This is a genomic window from Myxococcales bacterium (assembly GCA_016703425.1).
GTDB lineage: Bacteria > Myxococcota_A > Polyangia > Polyangiales > Polyangiaceae > JADJCA01.
In genome coordinates this window covers 1-19,920 of the sequence record JADJCA010000010.1, presented here as the reverse complement: position 1 = coordinate 19,920, position 19,920 = coordinate 1, and the positions used below count along the sequence as shown (strand labels likewise).

General features: G+C 67.7%; 21 protein-coding genes and 1 pseudogene. 7 read left to right on the top strand and 15 right to left on the bottom strand.

Features of this window, described 5'->3' with window-relative positions; all coding sequences use genetic code 11:
* Positions 1–1,500 precede the first annotated feature (1,500 nt).
* Positions 1,501–1,767, top strand: a complete 267-nt coding sequence (locus IPG50_20680) for a hypothetical protein (GenBank protein ID MBK6694601.1) — start codon at positions 1,501–1,503, stop codon at positions 1,765–1,767.
* A gap of 2,082 nt (positions 1,768–3,849) precedes the next feature.
* Here IPG50_20680 and IPG50_20675 read toward each other — a convergent pair.
* Positions 3,850–4,014 (bottom strand): hypothetical protein, encoded by a 165-nt coding sequence (locus tag IPG50_20675; protein ID MBK6694600.1) that lies wholly within the window; start codon positions 4,012–4,014, stop codon positions 3,850–3,852.
* Positions 4,015–4,055: 41 nt separating this feature from the next.
* Between IPG50_20675 and IPG50_20670 the strand changes: the two genes are divergently transcribed.
* Positions 4,056–5,063: a hypothetical protein gene (locus tag IPG50_20670; GenBank protein MBK6694599.1), complete on the top strand. Its 1,008-nt coding sequence runs from the start codon at positions 4,056–4,058 to the stop codon at positions 5,061–5,063.
* A complete protein-coding gene (locus IPG50_20665) occupies positions 5,060–5,503 on the top strand; it encodes a Uma2 family endonuclease (protein MBK6694598.1) in 444 nt (147 codons plus the stop codon). The genes IPG50_20670 and IPG50_20665 overlap by 4 nt, the downstream gene beginning before the upstream one ends.
* Here the strand turns inward: IPG50_20665 and IPG50_20660 are convergent.
* Both IPG50_20660 and IPG50_20655 read right to left on the bottom strand, forming a co-directional pair.
* Positions 5,496–6,008 (bottom strand): hypothetical protein, encoded by a 513-nt coding sequence (locus IPG50_20660; GenBank protein MBK6694597.1) that lies wholly within the window; start codon positions 6,006–6,008, stop codon positions 5,496–5,498. The genes IPG50_20665 and IPG50_20660 overlap by 8 nt on opposite strands.
* A 27-nt stretch (positions 6,009–6,035) precedes the next feature.
* Positions 6,036–6,638 (bottom strand): hypothetical protein, encoded by a 603-nt coding sequence (locus IPG50_20655; GenBank protein ID MBK6694596.1) that lies wholly within the window; start codon positions 6,636–6,638, stop codon positions 6,036–6,038.
* Positions 6,639–6,834: 196 nt separating this feature from the next.
* On the opposite strand from IPG50_20655, the gene IPG50_20650 reads away from it, so the two are divergent.
* Both IPG50_20650 and IPG50_20645 read left to right on the top strand, forming a co-directional pair.
* A complete protein-coding gene (locus tag IPG50_20650) occupies positions 6,835–7,419 on the top strand; it encodes a hypothetical protein (protein ID MBK6694595.1) in 585 nt (194 codons plus the stop codon).
* Positions 7,420–7,595: 176 nt separating this feature from the next.
* Positions 7,596–8,534 (top strand): hypothetical protein, encoded by a 939-nt coding sequence (locus IPG50_20645; protein MBK6694594.1) that lies wholly within the window; start codon positions 7,596–7,598, stop codon positions 8,532–8,534.
* 141 nt (positions 8,535–8,675) lie between these two features.
* Here IPG50_20645 and IPG50_20640 read toward each other — a convergent pair whose 3' ends face one another.
* From IPG50_20640 to IPG50_20630, 3 genes and pseudogenes are all read right to left on the bottom strand, one after another.
* Positions 8,676–9,116: a hypothetical protein gene (locus IPG50_20640; protein ID MBK6694593.1), complete on the bottom strand. Its 441-nt coding sequence runs from the start codon at positions 9,114–9,116 to the stop codon at positions 8,676–8,678.
* A 173-nt stretch (positions 9,117–9,289) separates the two neighbouring features.
* Positions 9,290–10,099 carry a hypothetical protein gene (locus IPG50_20635; GenBank protein ID MBK6694592.1) on the bottom strand — a complete coding sequence of 270 codons (810 nt, stop codon included), beginning with the start codon at positions 10,097–10,099 and terminating at the stop codon, positions 9,290–9,292.
* Positions 10,100–10,251: 152 nt separating this feature from the next.
* Positions 10,252–11,165, bottom strand: a pseudogene (locus IPG50_20630) (glutaminase).
* Between the two features lie 462 nt (positions 11,166–11,627).
* On the opposite strand from IPG50_20630, the gene IPG50_20625 reads away from it, so the two are divergent.
* Entirely contained in the window at positions 11,628–11,864 is a 237-nt protein-coding gene (locus IPG50_20625; protein ID MBK6694591.1) for a hypothetical protein, read from the top strand.
* 1 nt (position 11,865) lies between these two features.
* Here IPG50_20625 and IPG50_20620 read toward each other — a convergent pair whose 3' ends face one another.
* The 7 genes from IPG50_20620 to IPG50_20590 all read right to left on the bottom strand — a co-directional run bounded on the left by IPG50_20620 (position 11,866) and on the right by IPG50_20590 (position 16,057).
* Complete coding sequence (locus IPG50_20620; GenBank protein MBK6694590.1) at positions 11,866–12,651, bottom strand: hypothetical protein; 786 nt, start codon at positions 12,649–12,651, stop codon at positions 11,866–11,868.
* Positions 12,652–12,673: 22 nt separating this feature from the next.
* The gene (locus IPG50_20615; protein ID MBK6694589.1) at positions 12,674–13,066 is read right to left on the bottom strand and encodes a DUF1501 domain-containing protein; all 393 of its coding nucleotides are present in this window, start codon (positions 13,064–13,066) and stop codon (positions 12,674–12,676) included.
* Positions 13,006–13,551, bottom strand: a complete 546-nt coding sequence (locus tag IPG50_20610; GenBank protein ID MBK6694588.1) for a hypothetical protein — start codon at positions 13,549–13,551, stop codon at positions 13,006–13,008. The genes IPG50_20615 and IPG50_20610 overlap by 61 nt, the downstream gene beginning before the upstream one ends.
* 2 nt (positions 13,552–13,553) lie before the next feature.
* Positions 13,554–14,015 (bottom strand): hypothetical protein, encoded by a 462-nt coding sequence (locus IPG50_20605; GenBank protein MBK6694587.1) that lies wholly within the window; start codon positions 14,013–14,015, stop codon positions 13,554–13,556.
* An 11-nt stretch (positions 14,016–14,026) separates the two neighbouring features.
* Positions 14,027–14,665, bottom strand: a complete 639-nt coding sequence (locus IPG50_20600; GenBank protein MBK6694586.1) for a hypothetical protein — start codon at positions 14,663–14,665, stop codon at positions 14,027–14,029.
* A 102-nt stretch (positions 14,666–14,767) separates the two neighbouring features.
* Positions 14,768–15,709, bottom strand: a complete 942-nt coding sequence (locus tag IPG50_20595; protein ID MBK6694585.1) for a hypothetical protein — start codon at positions 15,707–15,709, stop codon at positions 14,768–14,770.
* A gap of 183 nt (positions 15,710–15,892) precedes the next feature.
* Positions 15,893–16,057 (bottom strand): hypothetical protein, encoded by a 165-nt coding sequence (locus IPG50_20590; GenBank protein ID MBK6694584.1) that lies wholly within the window; start codon positions 16,055–16,057, stop codon positions 15,893–15,895.
* A 549-nt stretch (positions 16,058–16,606) separates the two neighbouring features.
* On the opposite strand from IPG50_20590, the gene IPG50_20585 reads away from it, so the two are divergent.
* The gene (locus IPG50_20585) at positions 16,607–17,026 is read left to right on the top strand and encodes a hypothetical protein (protein ID MBK6694583.1); all 420 of its coding nucleotides are present in this window, start codon (positions 16,607–16,609) and stop codon (positions 17,024–17,026) included.
* A gap of 39 nt (positions 17,027–17,065) precedes the next feature.
* Here the strand turns inward: IPG50_20585 and IPG50_20580 are convergent, their stop codons facing one another.
* Together IPG50_20580 and IPG50_20575 are read right to left on the bottom strand one after the other, a co-directional pair.
* Positions 17,066–18,442, bottom strand: a complete 1,377-nt coding sequence (locus tag IPG50_20580) for a hypothetical protein (protein ID MBK6694582.1) — start codon at positions 18,440–18,442, stop codon at positions 17,066–17,068.
* Between the two features lie 501 nt (positions 18,443–18,943).
* Positions 18,944–19,807: a hypothetical protein gene (locus IPG50_20575; GenBank protein MBK6694581.1), complete on the bottom strand. Its 864-nt coding sequence runs from the start codon at positions 19,805–19,807 to the stop codon at positions 18,944–18,946.
* Between the last annotated feature and the right edge of the window lie 113 nt (positions 19,808–19,920).

Here is a 19,920-nt window from a genome sequence, read left to right as displayed (position 1 = left end):
CGGGACAACCCGCGGGTGCGGCAAACGTCACCGGCGGTGTCGAGAAACCTTCGGCGGCGGCGGTGCTTGCGCCGAAGACCGCGGGCCACCAGTGCCACGAGCGAGGGACGCGCACTTTCGGGCCACCCGTCGCATCGCGCGGCACGTTACCTCGGGCGGAGCTGCCACGCACCGCAACCTCGCTCCAAAGAAAACAGTCCAAAGGCATGGCGCGCCCTGCACACCGGCAGGATATCCTCGCGCGCCGTGGCCCAGCTGCTCACACAACCGTCCGCCGAAGACGTCGCGCGAAGCCAGATGAGCGGCCTTTGCGCGCTCGTTCGGTCGCGCGCTCGGTCGCGGACGTCACCGACGCCGACGCGCTTCACCGGTCCTCCGTTGAGCACGCTGACGTCTTCTGGGGCCACATCTCTTTCAGTTCCTCGAAACTCGACGTGGAAGGCTCGCGCGAGCCCGTCCTCTCCTGGGCACGAGCTGCGAGTCGGCGCGCTTCTTCCCGCGGCTGGCGCTCCGGTTCGCGCGGAACCTTCCGCGCGGCGAGGTCAGCGATCAGGAGCGCCCCGCCGCTGTCGCCGTCGATGAGACGGGGCGCCGTCGCACGCTCACGCGCAGCCTTGGCGAGAGACGTGGTCGCTGTCGCCTCGGCGCTCGCCACGCGTGGTGTCGGCGCCGGCGATCGCGTTGTGGCGGTGCAGGCCAATACGCTGGAGAGCGTAATCGCGTGCCCGCGGCGGCGGCCGTCGGGGCCTCGTGGTCGTCGGTGGCTCCGAACCCGGCCTCACAAGATTACGCTCGATCGCTCGGCCGCCATCCCCAAAGTTCCTCTTCGCGTGTTCGCGGTATTCCTACCAGGGCCGCGTCCACGATGTGAGCGAGCGCACAGCGGCCCTCGCTGCCCAGCGTTGCCGTCAGCGTTCGAGCTGGTCGTCTCTCCGGACGTGATTGTCTGCGATCTGTTCGTCGACGCGCCGCGCTCGACCCGGATTTCCTACCGTCTCACCACTGCGCTGGCGGAGGAGACCGGCGGCCCCTTCGCGGCGCTGCCGATCCGCCCACGTTTCCTTTCGATCATCCGCTCTACGTCCTCTTCTCGTCCGGCCGACGGGCGACCCAGGCGCATCGTGCACGGAGCCGGCGGGACTCTCCTCGAGCACGCGAGGAGCATCGCCTCCCTCGGACCTTCGCCCTGGCGATGTTCTCTTCTCCAGACGGCGGCCGGCTGGGATGTGGAACTGGCTCGTCAGCGCCCTCGCGTCGAAGGTCACGGTGCTCCCTCTGCAGGCTCGCCGACCTTCCCCACGGCCGACGCCCTCTGGCGCCTCGTCGCTGCGGGAGCGCGTCACGGTCTTCGGACCAACCCGGGTTCTTGCACTCTCAGCGCGACGCCGAGGTCGAACCGCGGCGCCTCGACCTGGGCGCGTTGCGCTGTGCAATCCACGAGGGTCCGTGCTGGGAGACGACCTCTTTCGGTGGATCACGTCGGCAGGTGAAGTCGGTCCCGTGCAATCGATCTCCGGCGGTACGACATCGTCGGCAGCTTCCCTGCTGGGCCATCCGAACCTGCCCGTCTGCGCCGGTGAGCTTCAATCAAAGAGCCTCAGCTACGACGTCGACGCGTTCTTGCCTGACGGCTCATCGGCCGGCGTTGGCGCCATCGGCGAGCTCTTGTGCAGAGGCCCTTTCCTTCGCGTCCCGTGGGCCTCTTCGGAGACGACGACGGGTCGCGCTTTCACGCGGCCTACTTCGCCGATCACGACGGGCGTCTGACGACGCACGGCGATCTTCTCGAGGCCGACGGCGAGCGGCGGCGGACGCATCCATGGTCGCTCCGACGGCATCTTGAACGTGCGCGGCGTGGCGCATCGGCCCCGCCGAGATCTACCGGGCGCTCGACCGGCGTGCCCGAAGTTGCGGAGGCGATGGCCGTTGAGCAACAGGCGCCGCACGAGATCGGTGGCAGTCGCCCTGTCCTCCTCCTCGTGCTCAAGGGAGGCCCAGTGCTGCTCGGCGCCGAGCTTGAGCGGCCATTCGCGCCGAGCGCGCGGTGCTCCGCGGCGCACGTGCCCGAGGTCATCGTCTCTCGGCTCGAACCTTCCGACCACCTACAGCGGCAAGCGCAGCGAGCGAGCCGCGCGCGACGCGGTGAACGGGCGACCCATCGTCAACCTCGGTGCGTCCAAGAACCCCGAAACCGCCCTCAGCGGCTGGCGGATGCCACTGAAGCTCCCGAGCACGATGCTTCGGCGTCGCCGGAGGAGCTCCTCGCTCGAGCGGCTCCACGGGGCTATGGGCCGGGGCTCCTCGGCTTCGCCACCATCGCCAAGGATCAGTCGTTCTGACCTCGGCGGCACTTCGCTTGGGGCGGTCTCGCTCTTGGCCCGCGTCGAAAAAGTTTCGGCGTGCGCCTCGCGATGTCGAGCCTCTTGGCCACGGCCGCGACGCCACTGGGCAGCGCATGGGTCCGGGGCGCGCTCCGCGCGACGACGGCACGCGCGGCGCGACCACATCGTGCCGATCCGGAATGGCCCGCGGGGCGCGAGGAGCCTCGGTTCCTGCCTTCTGGCTCCCTGGTGGCGGGGGGCCTCAGCGTGCTCGCCTTTCGCGAGGTCTCGATGCTTTCCCCGAGGGGCAGCCGGTCTACGGCTTCGAAGCGAAGCTCTCCTCGAGGGACGCACCGAAGAGCATCCCCGAAATCGCAAGGCGTTACGTCGACGATCTCGTGCGCTCGTTTCCCGACGTCCTATCTCCTCTTCGGCTTCTCTTCGGCAGTTGGTCGCCTTTGGGATGGCCATCGAGCTTCGCCGGCGCGGCAAGGGGAGGTCCCGTTCCAGGCCGTCTTCGACAGCGATCCCCGTGGCTCGCTCGCTCGGGGCGCGCCCGTCATCGCCGCCGAGCGCGCTCGTACCACGGCAAGCAGGTGTCGCGCCTCGCCGCCCATGGGCTGCCCATGTACTTCTCCGGAATCGTCGACGACCTCGCGTCGCGCCGCGCGAGAGAAGCGGCGTCGCGTTTCGGCCTCGACCTCGATCCGCGTCGCACCACGGAGGCGTCCGGTGACACGGTCTTCGATGAGCTCGACCGGCGGAACCGCGCCGCCGCCCTCCCGCGCCACGTGAAGGGGCGCTGCCGACCTTCGACGGAGATCAGTGATCCTTGCAGAAGCGCACGTCGCAGTCGGCGGTGCGGCCCAGGCTCGACGATCGCCTCGCCATCGGCGCCTACGCCGCGCGCGGGTCTCGAGGCAGCATCGTCCCCGGCGAGCGCACCTGACGATGCTCGAGCCTCCCGAGGTCGACGTTATGCCTGGCCGAAGTCCTGCGTGGCTGCATCGCGCGCGCGCTTGGTTCTGAGCGGCCATGTAGGTGCAGAGCGTCGGAGGCGCGGCCGGCCCTGGCGCGGTCTTGTATCGCCGCGGTATCCTCTCCGGGGCGCTTCTTACGCGCACGGGATCCCGACGATGCCGAATCGCTCTCTTGATGCGTAGTGCTACAGCGCGGCCTCTCGCCCGCATGTTCTCCTGCGCGTTCGCGCTCGCCGGGTTGACCTCGTGCGTCGACAAGGACGAGAACCGTAGTGCTCTCGCCGGTCGTCGTGGGATGACGGCGAACACGCCGTCGATCTACTCCGACGGTCGGCTCACGCTGTTTCAGGTGCAACGCCGGGTGCGTCTCCCGGTGCGGCGTGCCGAGGACTGCGAGCGACCGCCTTGGACAAGCGCCCCCGCTTCCTAGGGATGCCCCTCACCGTCGCGCTCGGACGTCGAGATCACAGTCCGCTTCACGCTCGTCAACCTCGATGACGTTCCCGCACGGTGCAACTCCTGCTCGACCCGTGGAACGAGTTCGTCCGCTACCGCCCCTTGGTGCAGGTCGTGAGCGAGGACGAGACGACGCCGGACTTCAGCGGCTTCGACAAGTATTTCATCTTGGCGCCGAAGGAGCGCCTCGAGGGGGTGATCACGCCCGACGACACCAAAGAGATGGCCATCGATCCGGCGACCGCCCAGGTGCTCATCGCCGCCGCTGTCGACGGCCGCCGGTGCGGTCAACGGTCTCGTGAACCGCGCCATGAACCTGCAGAACCGTTCGTCGGGCTTCGATCCGTTGCTCTCGCCGATCATCGCAACGTTGCCTGCCGTGCCGGCCCTCGTGGGCTTCGACTTGAGCCTTCGCACCACGGAGAAAGCCACCGTCGCCGTCGAGGTCATCGTCGACCTGCGCGACCTCAAAGGCGACCGCATCTTGCCGCCGGGCGACGAGCGAAGAGCCGTCGGCGTGCCGGGCACGATCTTGTCGCCATGCGCCGCCGGCGCGGCAGTAAGCGCGCTTCTAGTGGAGCCGGACCTCGCGGCTGCGCGGCGTGTCATCGAGGCGCTGGGCAAACAATGGCCCGCCGCAGAAGAGCCCAGTGACGATCCGGCTGAGCAGGACACCGATGAACTGCTCCGCAGCTACGACGCCATCGTCATGGAGCAGGTGACCAACGGAGAGAACCGCGCGCCGCTTCGGTTCTTGCCGCCGTCGTTCCATCGGACCGACTTTCGGGACTTTCTTCGTGGCATTGTGCGCGACCCGACCGAGGCCATGCGGCTCTCTCGGCACGCGCTCGCGCGGTCGCCAGAACATCGACCCGAACCGGAGGGCCTTGGCGCGCGAATGCGCTTGTCGATGAAGGCGTATTGGGAGGGGCCTCGGCAGGGCTCCGTCTTCGATGTCGTCGGCGAAGCCCTTGCGTCGTTCAAGGGAGGGTTGTTTCCACGGGCCGAGCTGTCGCTCGACGCGCGCGCGTTTCGTGTAGGGCGACTCTGCATTGCCACGGCAGATGTCCACCACTTTGAGGCGGTCCACACGTGTGCGACGAGCCCTCAACACGAAGCGGTCGAGCGCGACCGCGGGTTTCGGCGCTCCGGGCTCGGCATTCGGCCCGGTGGCGATGTGCCCGTGGCGCTCCTGCGCGGGGAGCCGTCGCTCTCGACTGGGGTCAGCGTGCCTATCCGGGCGGTTCAGGCGCTCAACGAGGTGCTCGTGCAGCTGCGGGAACCGATGGGCTACCGCGACGGGTGAGGACGGTCGACCGTGTCGTGCGGTGGCTGGACAAGCCAAGGTCGGCGTCCGTCGCGACGGGCCTCTCGACCTTTCCGGACATCAGTGTCGTTTGCGGCGACCTCGAGCGCGCTTCCGATGACGCCAACGCCATCACCAACCCCGCGCTCCTCGTCGAGGTGCTCAACCCCTCAACCGAGGACTACGACCAAGGGGAGAAGCTGCGCCACTACCAACAGATCCCCAGCCTCGAAGCGGTCGTCTTCGTCTCGCAGAGTGAGCGCATGGTCAGCGTCGTGCGTCGCACCTGGAGTGGCTGGCTCCGCGCGGAACATCGGGACGCGTTTGAGGCTAGAACACACGGGCACCATCGCGGTCACGGAGCTCCATCCCTAAACGCGTGGGCCCCACACGCGCGCCCGGGCCAGCGCCGCGGCCTTTGTTCACGGTGCCTCAGTTGATCTTCTGCTGCTCCGTGGCGCAGCCGAAGACGATGTCGATCTTCGCCGTCGAATCGTTGCTGACCTGCGCGCACGTCGTGGGGCAGAGCTTGATCTTTAGCGCCGCCGGGTTGTCGTAGGTCCAGCCGAGCCCGTTGCCGCCGCAGCCTTGGTTCTGGCCGATGGCGCCTTTGCCAGCGAAACCGGTGAACTCGACGTTGACCTTGGTGGGATCGAGCGTCTGATTCGCGGGCGCCGCGGGCACTTGGTATTCGCAGCCAACGGCCGCTTGACGGATCGAGTTGAGCGCCGCAGCGACGTATTGCCCCACGAGCTGCGGGTTCGTGGTGCTGGCGATGAAGGCTTGTTTCGTCCCGCCGGCGACGGCGAGCTGATCGAGCGCTTGAGCTGGTTGCCGACACCGATGACGTAGGTCGATCGTTGAGGCGACTTGTGCTGCGAGCTGGGCCGACGCGCCGATGTTGTCGGCGTCGTTGCATCCTGCAGGGATTCCGTCGGTGGCCATGAGGGGCCGCCACGCGAGCCGGCGTTGTCAGCTGCGCGGTGATCTGCTGGGCCAGCGAGAGGCCTCCCGTGAGCGCGTCGTACGTGGGCGTGTTGCCGTCGTTGCTCGAGGCGCGCGAATCGATGTTGAAGAGGAGCTGCCCGGATCGGGCAACGGGGCGAGCTGCGAATACGTTTGCTTGTAGAGGTTCGCATTGCAGTTGTTGCTGCCGCCGCCCGCTTGCGCCGGAAACTGCACCGTGGTGATCGTGATGCGCGGCCGACGCCGGGCTCTGGAAGAACGCAGCGAGCGCGCCGCGGACCTGCTGCCACTTCGACGCGGGGTTCTGCAGTTGCGATCGCTCGTGTTGTTCGGGTTGAACTCGCACATGCTTCCCGAGCGATCGAGCATGAGGACGATGTGGAGCGGGAGCTGCTTCCGCCACGTCTTGACCGGTGCGGCAGGCCTGGATGCTCGGAGGCGTCGCTTGCGGATTCGCGAAGATGCCCGGTCGGCCTTGTTGCCGCCGGCCGCGGTGGGACCGCCGCCCGCGCCGTACGCACCGGGATCGAAATCCGTTTGCTGCTGCCGCAGGCGACGGCCCGCTGCCGAAAACATCGCGGCGAGGGCGAGGACGGTGGCGCGCTTCATAAGGAGGACGCAGCAATGACCGTACCGTCGCGAAGTTCACGTTGCGGGCTGCGGCTCCTCAATTCACCCGCGCTTTCTTGCTCCTGCGCACCATGTGCTCCAAACGCAGTTGGATCCGGTCTCGTGGATCCAAGGCCGTCCATTCAGGGAAATTGCCAAGCCGCTGAAACTCCTGTTTTGTGGGACAATGTTGGCCTTGTCGCACATCCGGTCGTTGGCTTGCCTCACGCGCGTCGCCGGCTGCGCCGGGGCAGCTCCCGAGGCCGCGTCAGTCCCTCCGAGCCTGCCTCCCCGCGCGAGCGCCACGGCGACCCCGCCCCCGCCGGCGCCAACGAGCCCCTCCACCGCTTCCAGCGCAACGGCCGACGCCCCGCCGGCGAAGCCCAACGCGACGAGCGAGAAGGCGTCGCCACGCGCGGCGCTCGTGACATGGCTCGAGGCGCACATGCCTAGTGGTGGCGAGGTCGTCGATGAGGCCGACAAGCCGGTGGGCGTGGTCCACGTCGCGAAGGCTGGCGAGCTCTACGAGCTCATCGCGCGCGCGTACGTCGAGCTGACGGACATCTACCTGACCGCCGATCTTCACAAGGAGCTTCGCAAAGCCAACAAGCTCCCGGGACCGAAGAACGCGGCAAAGGCCGGTGAGCGCGTCGTGATCCCGGCGATTGTTCCCGAGGCGCCGAAGAGCGCCGACGAAGAGCGGCTCGGTTGGCCCGAGGACAAAGTGCTGAAGGGCGTCTACGTGCGCGGCGGCCCGGCGGCCTCGCGGCTCTACTTCTGAGATCCTCGAGGAGAGCCGAAGCGAGGCATGAACCTCATCACGCTCGACGCGAAAGACTACGACGGTTGGGTCACGTACCCGTCGAAGGTGAAGCTCGCCGTCGAGAGCGGCGCCACGAAGAACGCCCCATCCGGAGCCTTGCGGACCATTCCGCTTCGCGCACAAATACGGCGTTCGTGGTGGCCGTGCGCATCAGCTGCTTTGAAGACGAGATCCTCGCGAAGTTCCGGGGCGATCTCTCCATCCAAGCCAAGTGGGGCAAGCCCTACAAAATCGGCTGGCTCGACCCGGCAAACCCCGGCGGCCAGGACTACATCATCGAGCTCGCGAAAGAGGCCATGGACGCCGGCGCCGACGAGATCCAGCTCGACTACGTCCGCTACCCGGTGCTCGGGATCAAGGGCGCCGACTTCAAGCTCGAGGAGCGCAAGACGACCAAGGTCGAGGTCATTCGGAACTTCGTGCGCCGCGTTCACGAGGTGACCAAGCCGCGCGGCGTCGCCCTCTCGCTCGACATCTTCGGCGTCGTCGCCGAAGGCAAGCGCATCGACATCGACATGCTCGGCCAAGATCCGGCCATGCTCGCGCCCGAGTGCGAGGCGCTCGCCGATGGTGTACCCGTCGCACTACTCCGTCGGCTATCGCGGCTTCAGAACCCTGGCAACCATCCGGAGATCGTCGGCTACGGAACCAAAGGCGTCATCGAACAGATCCGCGCCGGCGGCGTGACCGGCGGCGCCGTCATCCGGCCGTGGCTTCAAGGCATGTCGTACAAAGCAGGACAACTTCAGCCCCAAGTACGTGGCCGACCAGATGAAGAGCTCCGAACAGAACGGCTCGCACGGCTGGCTCATCTGGAATCCGGGGCAGGGGTACGCAGCCACCTGGTCTGCGCTCCGGCCGCTCGCCGAGGCGAAACAAGAGCCCAAAGAGAAGCCGAAGCCCCGGTCGTAGGGGTGGGCAAGGGCTCGCCGCTGCCGGTGAGCCGCTGCCTTCGAGGGGCAGTGGGCCGCCAGAAATCGCGGCAAGGTCGGTTGGCGCGCGGCTTGCTGCTCCCGCGGCCATGCAGGACCACGAGCCGCCGACTGCCGAGCCGATTGAGACGGACACGCTGACCCAGCTGAGCGAGGACGACCTCTCCGACGTTGCCGGCGGCGACTGGGAAGCGCCGATGGCCTAACCCACAAGCGCGTGTGCAGCCCGTACCGGACTCTCGGTTGCCGTTGAAGCGCGATGCCTGACGCGCGGGGCCGTCGTTAGAGGCCGCCGCCCCCGTCGCCTCCGCCACCGCCTTCGCCTTCGCCGCAGCTCCCGCCGTCGCCGTCGCCACAGTCGCCGGTGGAGCTGCCCTCATCAGCGCCCGCAGGGCAAGAGCTCACCGTCGCGGTTCCCCAAGCCAGGCCAAGTTGCGCGTTGGCGGCCGTGTAGCCCGAGATGTTGCATCCCGCGTCGGAGAACGCATCGAAGGCGGCGGCGAAGTTGGTGGCCGCTTCCAGCGAGAAGTTCCAGTTGCAGTCGATCGAGAACGTTGTGCCAGTGACCGAGAACGAACAGTCGGGTTGTGCGACGGGGTCGCCGGGAACGTCCCCCACCGACATGCCGGCGCTGCCCCCGAGGCACGACGAGAGGTCATCGTCGCCGAGTTCACGAAGGTTGGCGGCGAGAGCGTGGTTCATGATTCGGTTCGAGTGGTTCATGCTTGACTCCTTGGCCCCACCCCACTGCACGGGCTAAGCCACGGTGGACGTGCCAAGAAGGCGAATGGTTTCGCGCTAGGCGTCGCGTCCGCCGCCCGCTTGGGGACGAGTGTCCACCGCCCGTGGCATGCGCCGCCTCAGGTCACTACCCCGCGAACTGGCGGGGTCGGGGCTTACTCGAGCACGTAGTCGTAGAGGAGGTCATCGAAGAGGACCTTCGAAGGCACGGCAGCCGGGCCGCCGCGATAGAGGCCAAAGTCGAGAGCCACTTGGTTGCCCGTGAGGGCCGAGACCGTGAGCGGGGTGTCGATGATCGTCGCGCCGTTCAGCTTCACCGTGCCGTGCGGCGCGCCCGAGAAGGTCACGTTGAGCTCCACTTGGGCCCACTGGCCCGCTTGGATGGCCCCGGCGGGACCGTGAAACACGACGTTCGTTTCATTCAGACGAAGCTGGGTGCCGCCGGAGAGGAGAAGTTCGGCGCGGAACTCACCGGTCGACGTCTCCACCGGGAGCACGACGAGTGGATGCTCGTTGCTGGGCACCGACTCGACGAGCAGGGCGAACGAGACCCTCGCGCTCTTGGGTCTCCCCGCCGCTCGATGGAGCAGCTGGGCGGCAGGATCGGCGCCGTTGCTTGCCGCCGTCTCGACCCGCAGCGCCCGCGGAGCTGAGCGACCGCCGTCGCCAATCAGCAGCTTGACGTTGCCCACTCGGTTCTCTGAGGTCCAACGCGTGCCGAGCGCCACTCCATCGAAGTCGTCGCACAGGCGAACCGAGGCCCCGAAGGTCGCGCAGTAGCCCGCGTCCGCCGCGGGCGTCGCCCCATCGGCGAGGCCGGTGACGCCGCTCACGGGGCCGTCGGACACTTGCTCCCGCTGCGGCGTCCGCGGACCCGGCGCCGAGCCCGCCGGCGCCTCATCGAAGAGCAAGAACGCTTGGCAGCCGCGAGCGGCGTGACCGCCAAAGCCGCCCCCACCGTCCATCGTCCGAGCATCCGCTGAGTGTATGGGGGACATGTCGCCCGTGGCATCAATACCTGACGATGACGTTGGGGCCGCGTTGGTCCCATCGAGCTCCCTTACGAAATGCGGAAGGGCGCCTCCGTGGTCCGCGGCCACGCCGAATGCGCACGCCGCTAGAAGATCGACCAGCCGGTGCGCGTCGTGAACGCGTCGAGCGCATCGACGCCAGCCACACTGTTGCCGCTCTTGTCGAGGGCGGGACCCCAGACGCCGAGGCAACCGCGGCCGGGGAGCACCGCGAGGATGCCGCCGCCGACGCCGCTCTTGCCCGGGAGACCCACGCGATACGCGAAGTCTCCGGCCGCGTCGTAAGTGCCGCACGTGAGGAGAATCGCGTTCATCCGCTTCGCTTGGCTCCGCGTGAGCAGCTCCGAGCCATCGGCACGGCGGCCGTGGCGTGCGAGAAAGAGCCCCGCTCGCGCAAGGTCCACGCACGAAAGCGACAGAGCGCACATGCGGAAGTAGTGATCGAGCACCGTGTCCACCGGGTGCTCGAGGTTGGCGTGGCTGGCCATGAAGTGCGCGAGTGACGCGTTGCGATGCCCGTGTTCGGCCTCCGAGCGAGCGACGGCGCTGTCGCAATCGAGGGCCGCGTTTCCGCTCTCCGCGCGTAGGAACTCGCGCACGGCGCCGAAGGCGTCGCCGCGAAGCGCGAGCAGACGGTCGACGACCACGAGGGCGCCGGCGTTGATGAACGGGTTGCGGGGGATGCCGTGCTCGTATTCGAGGAGCACGAGCGAATTGAACGGCGTTCCCGAGGGCTCGCGCGCCCCACGCGGTGCCAAAGACCGCCTTCGTCGGCGGCGAGCACGAGCGCCAGCGAGAACGCCTTTACGAGGCTTTGCCCGGAGAAGACGTCGCGGGCGTCGCCGCTCGCGTAAACGTCACCGTCGACGGTCGCGAGGGCCATACCGAAACGCGTCGGCGAGACGGCCGCGAGGGCGGGTATGTAGTCAGCGACGCGACCGCGAGGTGGCTCGCGAGTCACCTCGTGCGTGATGTCGTCGAGCAGCGTTTGGAGGTCCACGGGCGCAGTATATTCGGCGCCTCGACGATGACGCGCCTTTGAGCGTGGCGCGGTCACGCTTGAGGGCGCGTATCCTCCTCTGGATGCGCTGACACCTCTTGTCGTTCGCCGCCGTGCTGACCTCCGCCGCCCTCGTCGGTTGCCAAGGCAAACAGACGCTCTACGTCGTGGCCGATACGAGCGAGCCCATCGAAATCGACGTTGGGGGCAAGGCCATGCCGTCGCCGGTCACGGAGTTTCAAGCCTTCTCGCGCCTCAAGCTGACGAAGGGCGCGACGCTCGTCGCGACCAAGGGCGGGCAGGAGATTGACCGCGTCGAGCTAGGCCCAGTTCAGGAAGGAGACTCGGCGATCTACGTCGTCAAGGCGTCCGACCGCATCAAGCTCGTGGACTTGAGCCCCCCTCGCCGGTGTCGGCCGCACGAAGGACCGCGGCGTCGCAGGGCCGCTCAAGGCCAGCGAAGTGACGCTCTTCGGCGGAGACACGACGCCGAAGACCATCACCCTCGACGAGCGCTCCGTGGTGGTAGGGCCCTCGGCCGCGGTGCCTGCCGGCGGGCAGGTCACCCTCGGAATGGAAAAGCTGCCCATCGTTCGCGCCGAACGGATTCCCGACCACGTCACCGATGCGCGCGTCTTCGTCGCCGCGAAGCTCTCGAAGGAGCTGGGGTACGATCGCTTGCCGGGCACGGCGCGTTAGGTCAATCGCTCGGCGCGTCCGTTGGCGTCGTCGCATCGGCAGGACTGGACGCGTCGACGACGCTCACATCGACGAGTGCGCCGCTGTCCTTCGGCGCAGCGCTGTCCTTGCCCGCGTCGATCGGCTTGTAGCCGCCGTCGGGAACACACGACGCGCCCTCGAAGGTGTTGCCGGCGCAGGTGCACGCGGTGTTCCCTTCCGACGCGCGCGTCGCCACGGCGCCCTTCTGGGCGCTGAACAGCGCGACGACCTTGGTGATGTCTGCGTCGGCCACGCCGGCGCCCTTGAAGGCCACCTGGACCGCCTGCAAATAGGCGCTGAAGTCGTTCTCGTTGAGCCCAAGGCGTCCGTCGGTGCCGGCCAGCGTGGCGTGGGCTTCCGCCATCGAGCGGCACGCGCGGCCCGACGGCGTCGCGCTCGCCAGTGGCGGATAGCTCACGCCGGCACAGCGGAGTTTGGCCGCCAGCTCCGCTTGCATGCATGCCTTGACGTCCGTCGCGGCGGCGGCGCTGAGGCGCGTGAAATAGGTCCCGACGCGGCAGTCCGCTTGAACCTTGGCGAAGAGGTCGTCCGCGATGCGGCGCACGGCAGCCTCGCCGCCACTCTTCTCGCACAGCGTCGGGCCCGCCGCGGGGCCTGCATCGAGGAGCGTCGCCTCGCTGGCCTCTACCGAGCCGTCGACGGGACTCGGTGTCACCACCGGATTAGCGCCAAGCGACTCGTCGTTGGCGCAGTGCACCAAGCCCGCCGTTCCCAGCGCCGCGGCCATGGCTGCCGTGCGCCGCATCGCGACCGATCTCGGTGCCGCCTCATGCAAGCGCACCGGTGACGATCTTGCCCTTCTCGATCTGGTCGTCGAGGACGGTGGCCGGCACGCCCAGCGCGGCGCCGAGCGTCTTGCTCGCCGCACCGAGCGAATCCTCGAAGGAGATGTCGCCGCCGGGCCCTCCGGCGCCGGTGGCCGAGGCGATGGGGACGGCCTTCCAGTCGGCGCCCTTCTCGTTCTTGGCGACCCTCCCACGATGCCGCCCCTTGAGCTGCTTGCCGATCATCACAGTCACGTGATGGTTGCCCAGGTGGTCGCGCCCCGCGGTGCCCTTTGAACTCAGGGTGCGGCCGAAGACGTTCATCGTGGCGAAGGTCACGCGATCGGCGAGGCCCAGCTCGGTGAGCTTTTGGAAGAGCAACGCGATGGTGGCCACGCCGGAGACCGTCTCCTCGTCTCCTTGGCGAGGTCGGCGTCGCTGTGGTTGTCGCCGCCAAAGGGAACATGCACCGTCACCACCGGCGTCACGTTCATCTTGATGAGGATGGCCGCGGCGGCCACTTGACTGGCGGCATCGTCGCTCGTGATGGCCGAGAGGCTGTCTAGGAGCTGCTGCGAGATGGCGCGCGCCTCGCGTTGGCTTCGCGCCATGCGGTCGAGGTAGGCGCGTTGAACGTTGGTCCCCTGCTCCTTGAAGATGGCGTTCAAGCGATCAAGATCAGCGTCCCTCAGCTTCTGGAGATCGGTGAGGGGCCCCGCCGTGTTCGTCAAGGTGGCGCGCAGGCCGCGCGGCGAAAGAGAAGGGAGCGAACGCCCTTCGTAGAAGACGACCTCTGCGGGGTTCCGCCCAGCGCCGAGGGAGACGGGCGCCATTTGCACCGTGTCGAGGCACGTGGCGAGGTGTTTGGCGTAGACGCTCATGATCATCTCGGAACGCTTCGTGGCGCCCATCGCCCGGAGGACTTTCGGATGATTCGGTGCGCCGACGTCAGCGTGCCGTGATGAAAGAAGCAGCTTCGGTCGAGGATGTTTTGCGGCAGCTCGGCCCAGGGCTTCGCGGCTGTCGTTGCCTTGCCCGCGAGTGAGAGCGCCGTCGCCGCCATGAGCGGATCGGGCGAGTGGGCGATCTCGGGCGCATCGTAGGTTCCGGGGACGTTCGCGTTGATGGGATCGCCGGCCTCGGAGGCGCTGAGGATCAGGTATTGGGCGCGCGCCTTGTCCGTGCATTCCGCCCGCGCCGAGAGCGGGCTGAGCAGCACGGCGGCGGGAATCCCGGTGGCCAAGGAGCGTAGGCCCAACATTCCCGCCCCGAAGAGGCCGCGGACGAGGGCCTCGCGGCGGCCGAGGAGCCTGAGCGACTGCAAGACTTCGTCTTCGTGTTTCATGGGCGACCTCCTCAAAGACCGATGGAGACGGCCGAAGGCGCCGTGCATGCAAGAACGAATGTCGAGCGGAGCGCGTCGATAGGCTTCGCCTTGGCGGCGACGGCCGCGGCGTGATGCTCCTTCAAGACTGCGACGGAGGGAGCGTGGCGCGGGTCGGACGTGGGCAGTCCCATCACGATGCGCACGAAGTCGACGATGGCGCCATCGACGTTCTTGCTCGACCAGCGTGCCTGCGGCGTTTCCACCACGGCGGCGGCCACCTCGCGACACAGGTTCTCCGTGCTGGTTCGGAAGAAGAGGCTCACGTCAGACGTGAGAATGGGGCTCTCGGCGCCGCGGCCGTAGCCGTCGCGGGGGATGTTGAGAGCGATCTGCTGGGCGTTCGTGTTCATGGCGCAGGCGTCTACGCCGAGGCGATTCTTGAGCGCCTCGCACAGGTGGCCGTACCGCGCGATGCTGACGAGCGGCTCTCGCTCCTGAAAGGTTCGAGTCGCTTTTGCGGCGGTCACGAGCGGCGACGCGAGCACCTCGCGCAAGAGCACGCGGAAGTCGAAGCTCGACGCCCGAAACGCCTCGGCGATGCGCAGGGCCTCGGGTCGAGGCCGTCTGCCCCGGCCGAATCGGCCCAGAAGCAGAGCTTCTGCACCCACGCCATCGCGAAGTGTTCGTCCCCTGGAGCGTCTTGGCGAAATCGTCGAGCGTCGTGCCCTTCGCCTGCGTCGCTCCGATGGAGAACGAGCCCTCCTCCGTGGTCATCTGGGGTCGAGCTGCTCGTGGTAGCTGAGCGTCAGGTTTCTCCGAAAGTAGGGACGCATCGGATCGAGCACGCGGTGGCATCCGTAGCAGGGCGAGGTCGGATCGGCGTGCTCCTTGTCGAGCCCCGTTTCGCTCAGCGGCTGCGTGCTGTTCTCTGACTCGATGCTGCAGCCGAGCGCCACGATGAGGTCTGGTTGATGGTCACGCGCGCTTGGTTGCTGCTGTTCGTCCGCCACCCCGCCTGAAAAAGCCAGCGTCGAGAAGAACCCGACCCGCGGAATGTCCAACAGCAGCTCGCTGTCGCTGCGCAGCCGGGCCACATCCCAGAAGTCGTGGCGGCGTTCGGTGCCCGTGGGCTTGCGGACGGTGACCGCCTTCCACGTGGTGAAGTCTTCCGGTGTGAAGATCGGCGTCACCCGCTTCTGGTTGTCGCACGGGCCGCCCACGGGACCGACCTGCTCCACGAGGCCGAGGAAGAAGCGTGCAAGGCGCACGGAGTTGCCCGCCGACGGCGCATAAACGCGCTCCAGGCAACCGGCGCCCAGGTCGCCGGCGGTGAAGAAGTTCTGTAGTTCGGGCTCGCCGGATCGATCGACGCGCTGAGCGCGACCGGCGTCGTGTTCTGCACGCGGTAGCCGTTGTTCTTTCCGGAACCGACCGACCACTTGTCGTTCAGCTTGCCGTCGTCGCCGCTGTGTCGGATGTCGATGAGCGCGTAGAGCGCCGTGAGCGCTGGCGTCATCAAGACGGGCCGGCGTTCGCACGAGCTCGGAGAAGTTCTTTCCTTCGCGCGCGACCTTGAACGCCGTGCGCGCGAAGCTCTCTTTGACGTTTGCGAGGAGCCCGCCCTTCTGCGTATCCGGCAGGCGATTGTCGCCGCCGATGAGGTCGACGAAGTCGGTGTCGACGAGCTGCGTCTGTTGAAAGGCCGTTCCCAAGAACTCCGTGAGCTTGCGCTCGCCTTGCGGCGAATCGGCCCAAACGTCGATGAGGTCCTTCCAAGAACGCAGGGTCTTCGGCGACGGCCTTGATCTCTTCGTCGGTGGCCGGCAGCCCCGTCAGCAGGTTCTTGACCTTGGAGACGTAGACACGGGGAGGCACCCGCCTCGAAGGGGAGGAGCTCAGGGGTTCACGGGGCCGGCCGCGTCGCCTGCGTCGGCGTCCGCCGAGCGCACGCTCTCGGATGGCGTGGTTGCAGGCTCCTCGCCGCAATGCAGAAGCGGCGCCGCGCACGAAAGCGCGAGGAGCGTCGACCAACCCAACACGCTGCCGCGAGCGAGTCCCATCCAGAGCCTCCCGGTCAATGCGGTGACCAGGCGCCACCGTCTCGACGAGTCTAGCCGCGAACGTCCCGCTGTCCGTCACGTTTTCGCTGGTGACGTACCCTGCACGTATCGAAATAGCCTCCTCTGTAACCTTGTGTGCCGCCGCATCGGGGCCGCGACCTGGAGCCACCGGGTAGGCCCATTCCGCGCGTGGGCCGAAACGTGCGCGACCGAGTCACGATGCCGCATCAATCGCTACGTCGCACGACGTTGACAGGGTACCCTACCGCGATGACTTCGCGACGCTCGCCCCTGCAGGTCCTCCTCGTCTCTGGCCGTTGCCGTCGCGTCGTTCGCGAGTTGCACCTCCAGCACCGAGGGCGGCAGCCCCGGCGTGGGGGCATCGCTCGACGCATCCCCCAACGACAGCGCCGTCGGCGACGCAGCGTCGCCCAACCCGGCGGTGCCCGACGCGGCGAGCGTCGATGCCTCCGCGGAGACCAGCAGCGCGTGTTCCGGCGGCGACCCTGCGCTCGTCGACGGCCTCACGAAGGCCATGGGGCTTTGGCGGTGGTCGGCCCAAATCTCGGCTCCACCGAGACGCCCGTCGATGCCTGCGACGGAAGCCTGCACTACCGCGTCGGGCCGGAGCTGTTCGTCGCGCCCACCACGGTGAACGGCTATGCTGCTTGCGCGATCGCCCAAGGGGGCACCGTTCCGGTGAGCGCCGGCCGCGTAAATCCACCCTGCGCCGACATCGGGTGCAGCGGCGGCAAGATGGGGCTCGTTTGGTCGTCGGCCAAGAGCGGCGCCGTCTACGAGCTCGACGCCAACGGCAAACCAAAGGGCGCTGCCGCGTTCCTCCTCACCGTGCGCCCAAGCGCAAGCTTGCCCGGCTACGACCTGATTTGGTCGGGTGTCTCGGGCATTGGTGGCTACGTGATGAGCGGCCCGGACCTGGGCGATACCGTGGTCTTGAGTTGTCACTGACACCTCGCGGCAACGCGAGCACGCTGCGTTCCGCTCGTCTTAGCGAACGTAGCCGAGCGTCTCGACGGTCGTGAAGCCCGAGGGGCAATCGAAGCCGAGCGCGACGGTGTGCTCGCCGGTGGTCGGGTGAAAGCACCGCTGGAGGCGGCGCGGCATCTCGCTCGACGGAGCCTCTTGCAAGAAGGCGAGTGTGCCGTCGAAGACCTGGCCTTCGCAGCCCGCGGCGAGTGAGTAGAAGTGCCGGTTGCCGATGATGCACCGGTGAAGCGCACGGCGGCCCGCGCCGCCGGAGCCGAACGCTATGAAGGGACCGAGCGGCGTGCTTGGCTCGTCCCCCCGAAGGCAGAAGGTCGATGGTGCCCCGTGCCGAGAGCAGACTTCGCGATGGCCTGCACCCACGAGGGTCGTCAGCTCGCTCCGCGAGGTCGACAAGACCACGTCTTCGAGGACGTCGTTGCGGGCCGCGAGCACGGTTCGGTAGGTGTCGGCCGGTTGCTTGGCGCAGCAAGCTTCGGCGGCATCGTTGCACCCGCGCGCACCGGTGGCCGCGTTGCGGTGGAAGACCCGCGCGCAGGAGGTCATCAGGTCGTAGACCTCCGAGCCGTACTCGACGGTTGGTTCGATGTCGCGACCGAACTCTGCCCCGAACGTATCGACGAAGAGGTTTCTCCCCTCCGGGTCACGCTCGAGTCCCATGCTCTTGGCGAAGGGATCCCCCACGATGGGGTTGGCCTGTGGCGCAGAGACGAATTCGTTCCATCCGGATACGAAGACATACTCCGGCATCACCGAGAGCGCCGTCGCCCATTGCTTCCGAAACGTGTGGCCGCGAAAGCGGCCTGAGGCCGCATACGGCAGGCTTCCGAAGTTCACCTGGTACGACGGGGCCACGGCGACGGCGCTACCAAGCGTGCTCGCCGGCGTGTGCGCTTGATCGCAAGGTTCGTCTCCCAAGATGGTGGTGATGTCTTTGTCGCCCGCGCGGCATGGCGCGAGAAAGCTCCATCGGTCTCGCGAAGCATCGGTTGTGCCGAGGGTCCACATTCGCTGCACGACGAGATCGGCGGCTCGAAGCGACGCCATGATGTCGGCGCTAGGAACGCGCTTCTTGGATTCTTCGTCGACGGCGTCGGGGTCTACCACGAAGTAGACCTTCTTCTTGGTCTTGCGATCGCGGAGCAGGAGGCCCTCGTACGTCGGGTTCTCGTAGAGGCTGAGGTGTTTGGTCCAGTGCGTGGCGCCCGTTGGAATGGCCGCCCAAAGCGCGATTTGGGGCGTCTTCTTTCCGGCGGCCCGCAGCTTCGCCCACTCCTCGAAGAGAACCTCTGCTGGGCGGAGCTGCAGCAGGTCCGACGCCGGACCAAGATCCGTGAGATTGGTGGCGTCGACGGATGACGTGGTCGACGCCGGCCGCAAGGAGCGCTTCGGCGTGGGCCGCCGCGGTCTCCGCGATCCCGTCGCAATCGGGCGCGATCCCCGCCTCGCCGGCGCGGGCGCGGTAGAGGCAATAGAAGCCTCGTTGCGGACGAACGCTCCAGTAGAACGCTGCCGCCTGCGCCTCCACGCCTTGGTTCTTGTAGACATCGCTGTAGCTGAAAGCGCCGCCACTTCGGAGGAGGTCTTCCAGCGTGCGTTGCACGCCGCCCTGCGCAGCGATCTGCTTCATGGCGTGCGCCGCGGGCGTGTGCCAGACGACGTAGAACATCCCGACCCGATGCTCGGGGACGTCGTCGCCCACTAACGTTCGCGCTGAGGCCCCAACGTTGACCGGTGCTCCCGCGTCGCCCGGCTCCACCTTGGTTGCCGTCGCCGGCGGCGCGCTGCGCTCGCAGCCGACGGCGACGAGCCACGCGAGCAGAGCGACGCTCGCCCGATGAGCCACGCCCCGTTGCCACGTCCGTTCGACGCTCATCGTCGTCAAGGCGCACAGGGGCCTGCAGCAAAGCCGGCGATGCTGCGGAGGTCTGCGCCGCTGCCCGCGACGGCCTGGGCTGCTTCGTCGGTGGCCCAGTATCGCCCACCGGCGATGTACTGGAACTGCTTGACGTCGTGCCGCCAGGTCAGGTCATCGACGGGGCACGTCCCGCCGACGGCCGAGCACATCTGCACGAGGCCCGCGAAGCTGGTGAGCGCTGTCCCGCTCGCTGAGCCGATGACGGTGCCAGCTCCGTTGTAGGCCCAAGCCTTGCCAACGTTCGTCACGAAGAGGCCGACGGTGTCCTGCCAAGCGATGCTCTCGAAGTGGCAGGTACCCTTCGTTTGGCCAACGCAGGGGCCGGCCGCGAACGATGCCACGTCGTCGAGGAGCGCGCCCGCGGCGCCCGGCCCCGTCAGCGCGAAGGTGGCGTCGAGGTGCCAGTACTTGGTGCCAACCATGGCGTAGTAGACAGAATTGTCGGCGTTCCACGCGAGGCCATCGAGGCGGCACGCAGGCCCTTGGCCAACACACGGGCCGTTCTTGAAGCCATCCATGTCGCGCAGATCGGTGCCCGCCGCGCTCCCAACGAGGGCTCGCGTCCCGTCGAGGGTCCACATCTTTCCCTTCGCCACGACCTTGTATTCGGTGGCTTTCCAAGCGAAGCCGTCGATGACGCAGGCGGGGCCAGCGTCGGCGACGGGCACGCCGGTGTCGATGGTGCCTGCGTCCGGGCGCGCCCCGTCCCCGCCCGCGTCGCCGATGCCAGCGGCGCTGACGTCGGCCTTGGCATCTGACGCGGCGTCGCGGTTCGCGCCATCGGCCAGCACGACGGTGCTTCCACCGCTCTCGGAGCCACACGCCACGAGAGTCGCTACGACTGAGACCAGAGCCGCCCTACGTAACAATCCGTCCATGATGCGACACTACACAACGAGGCTCGCGTCGTCGCGGTCCCGACTCATCCATGTCGCCGATC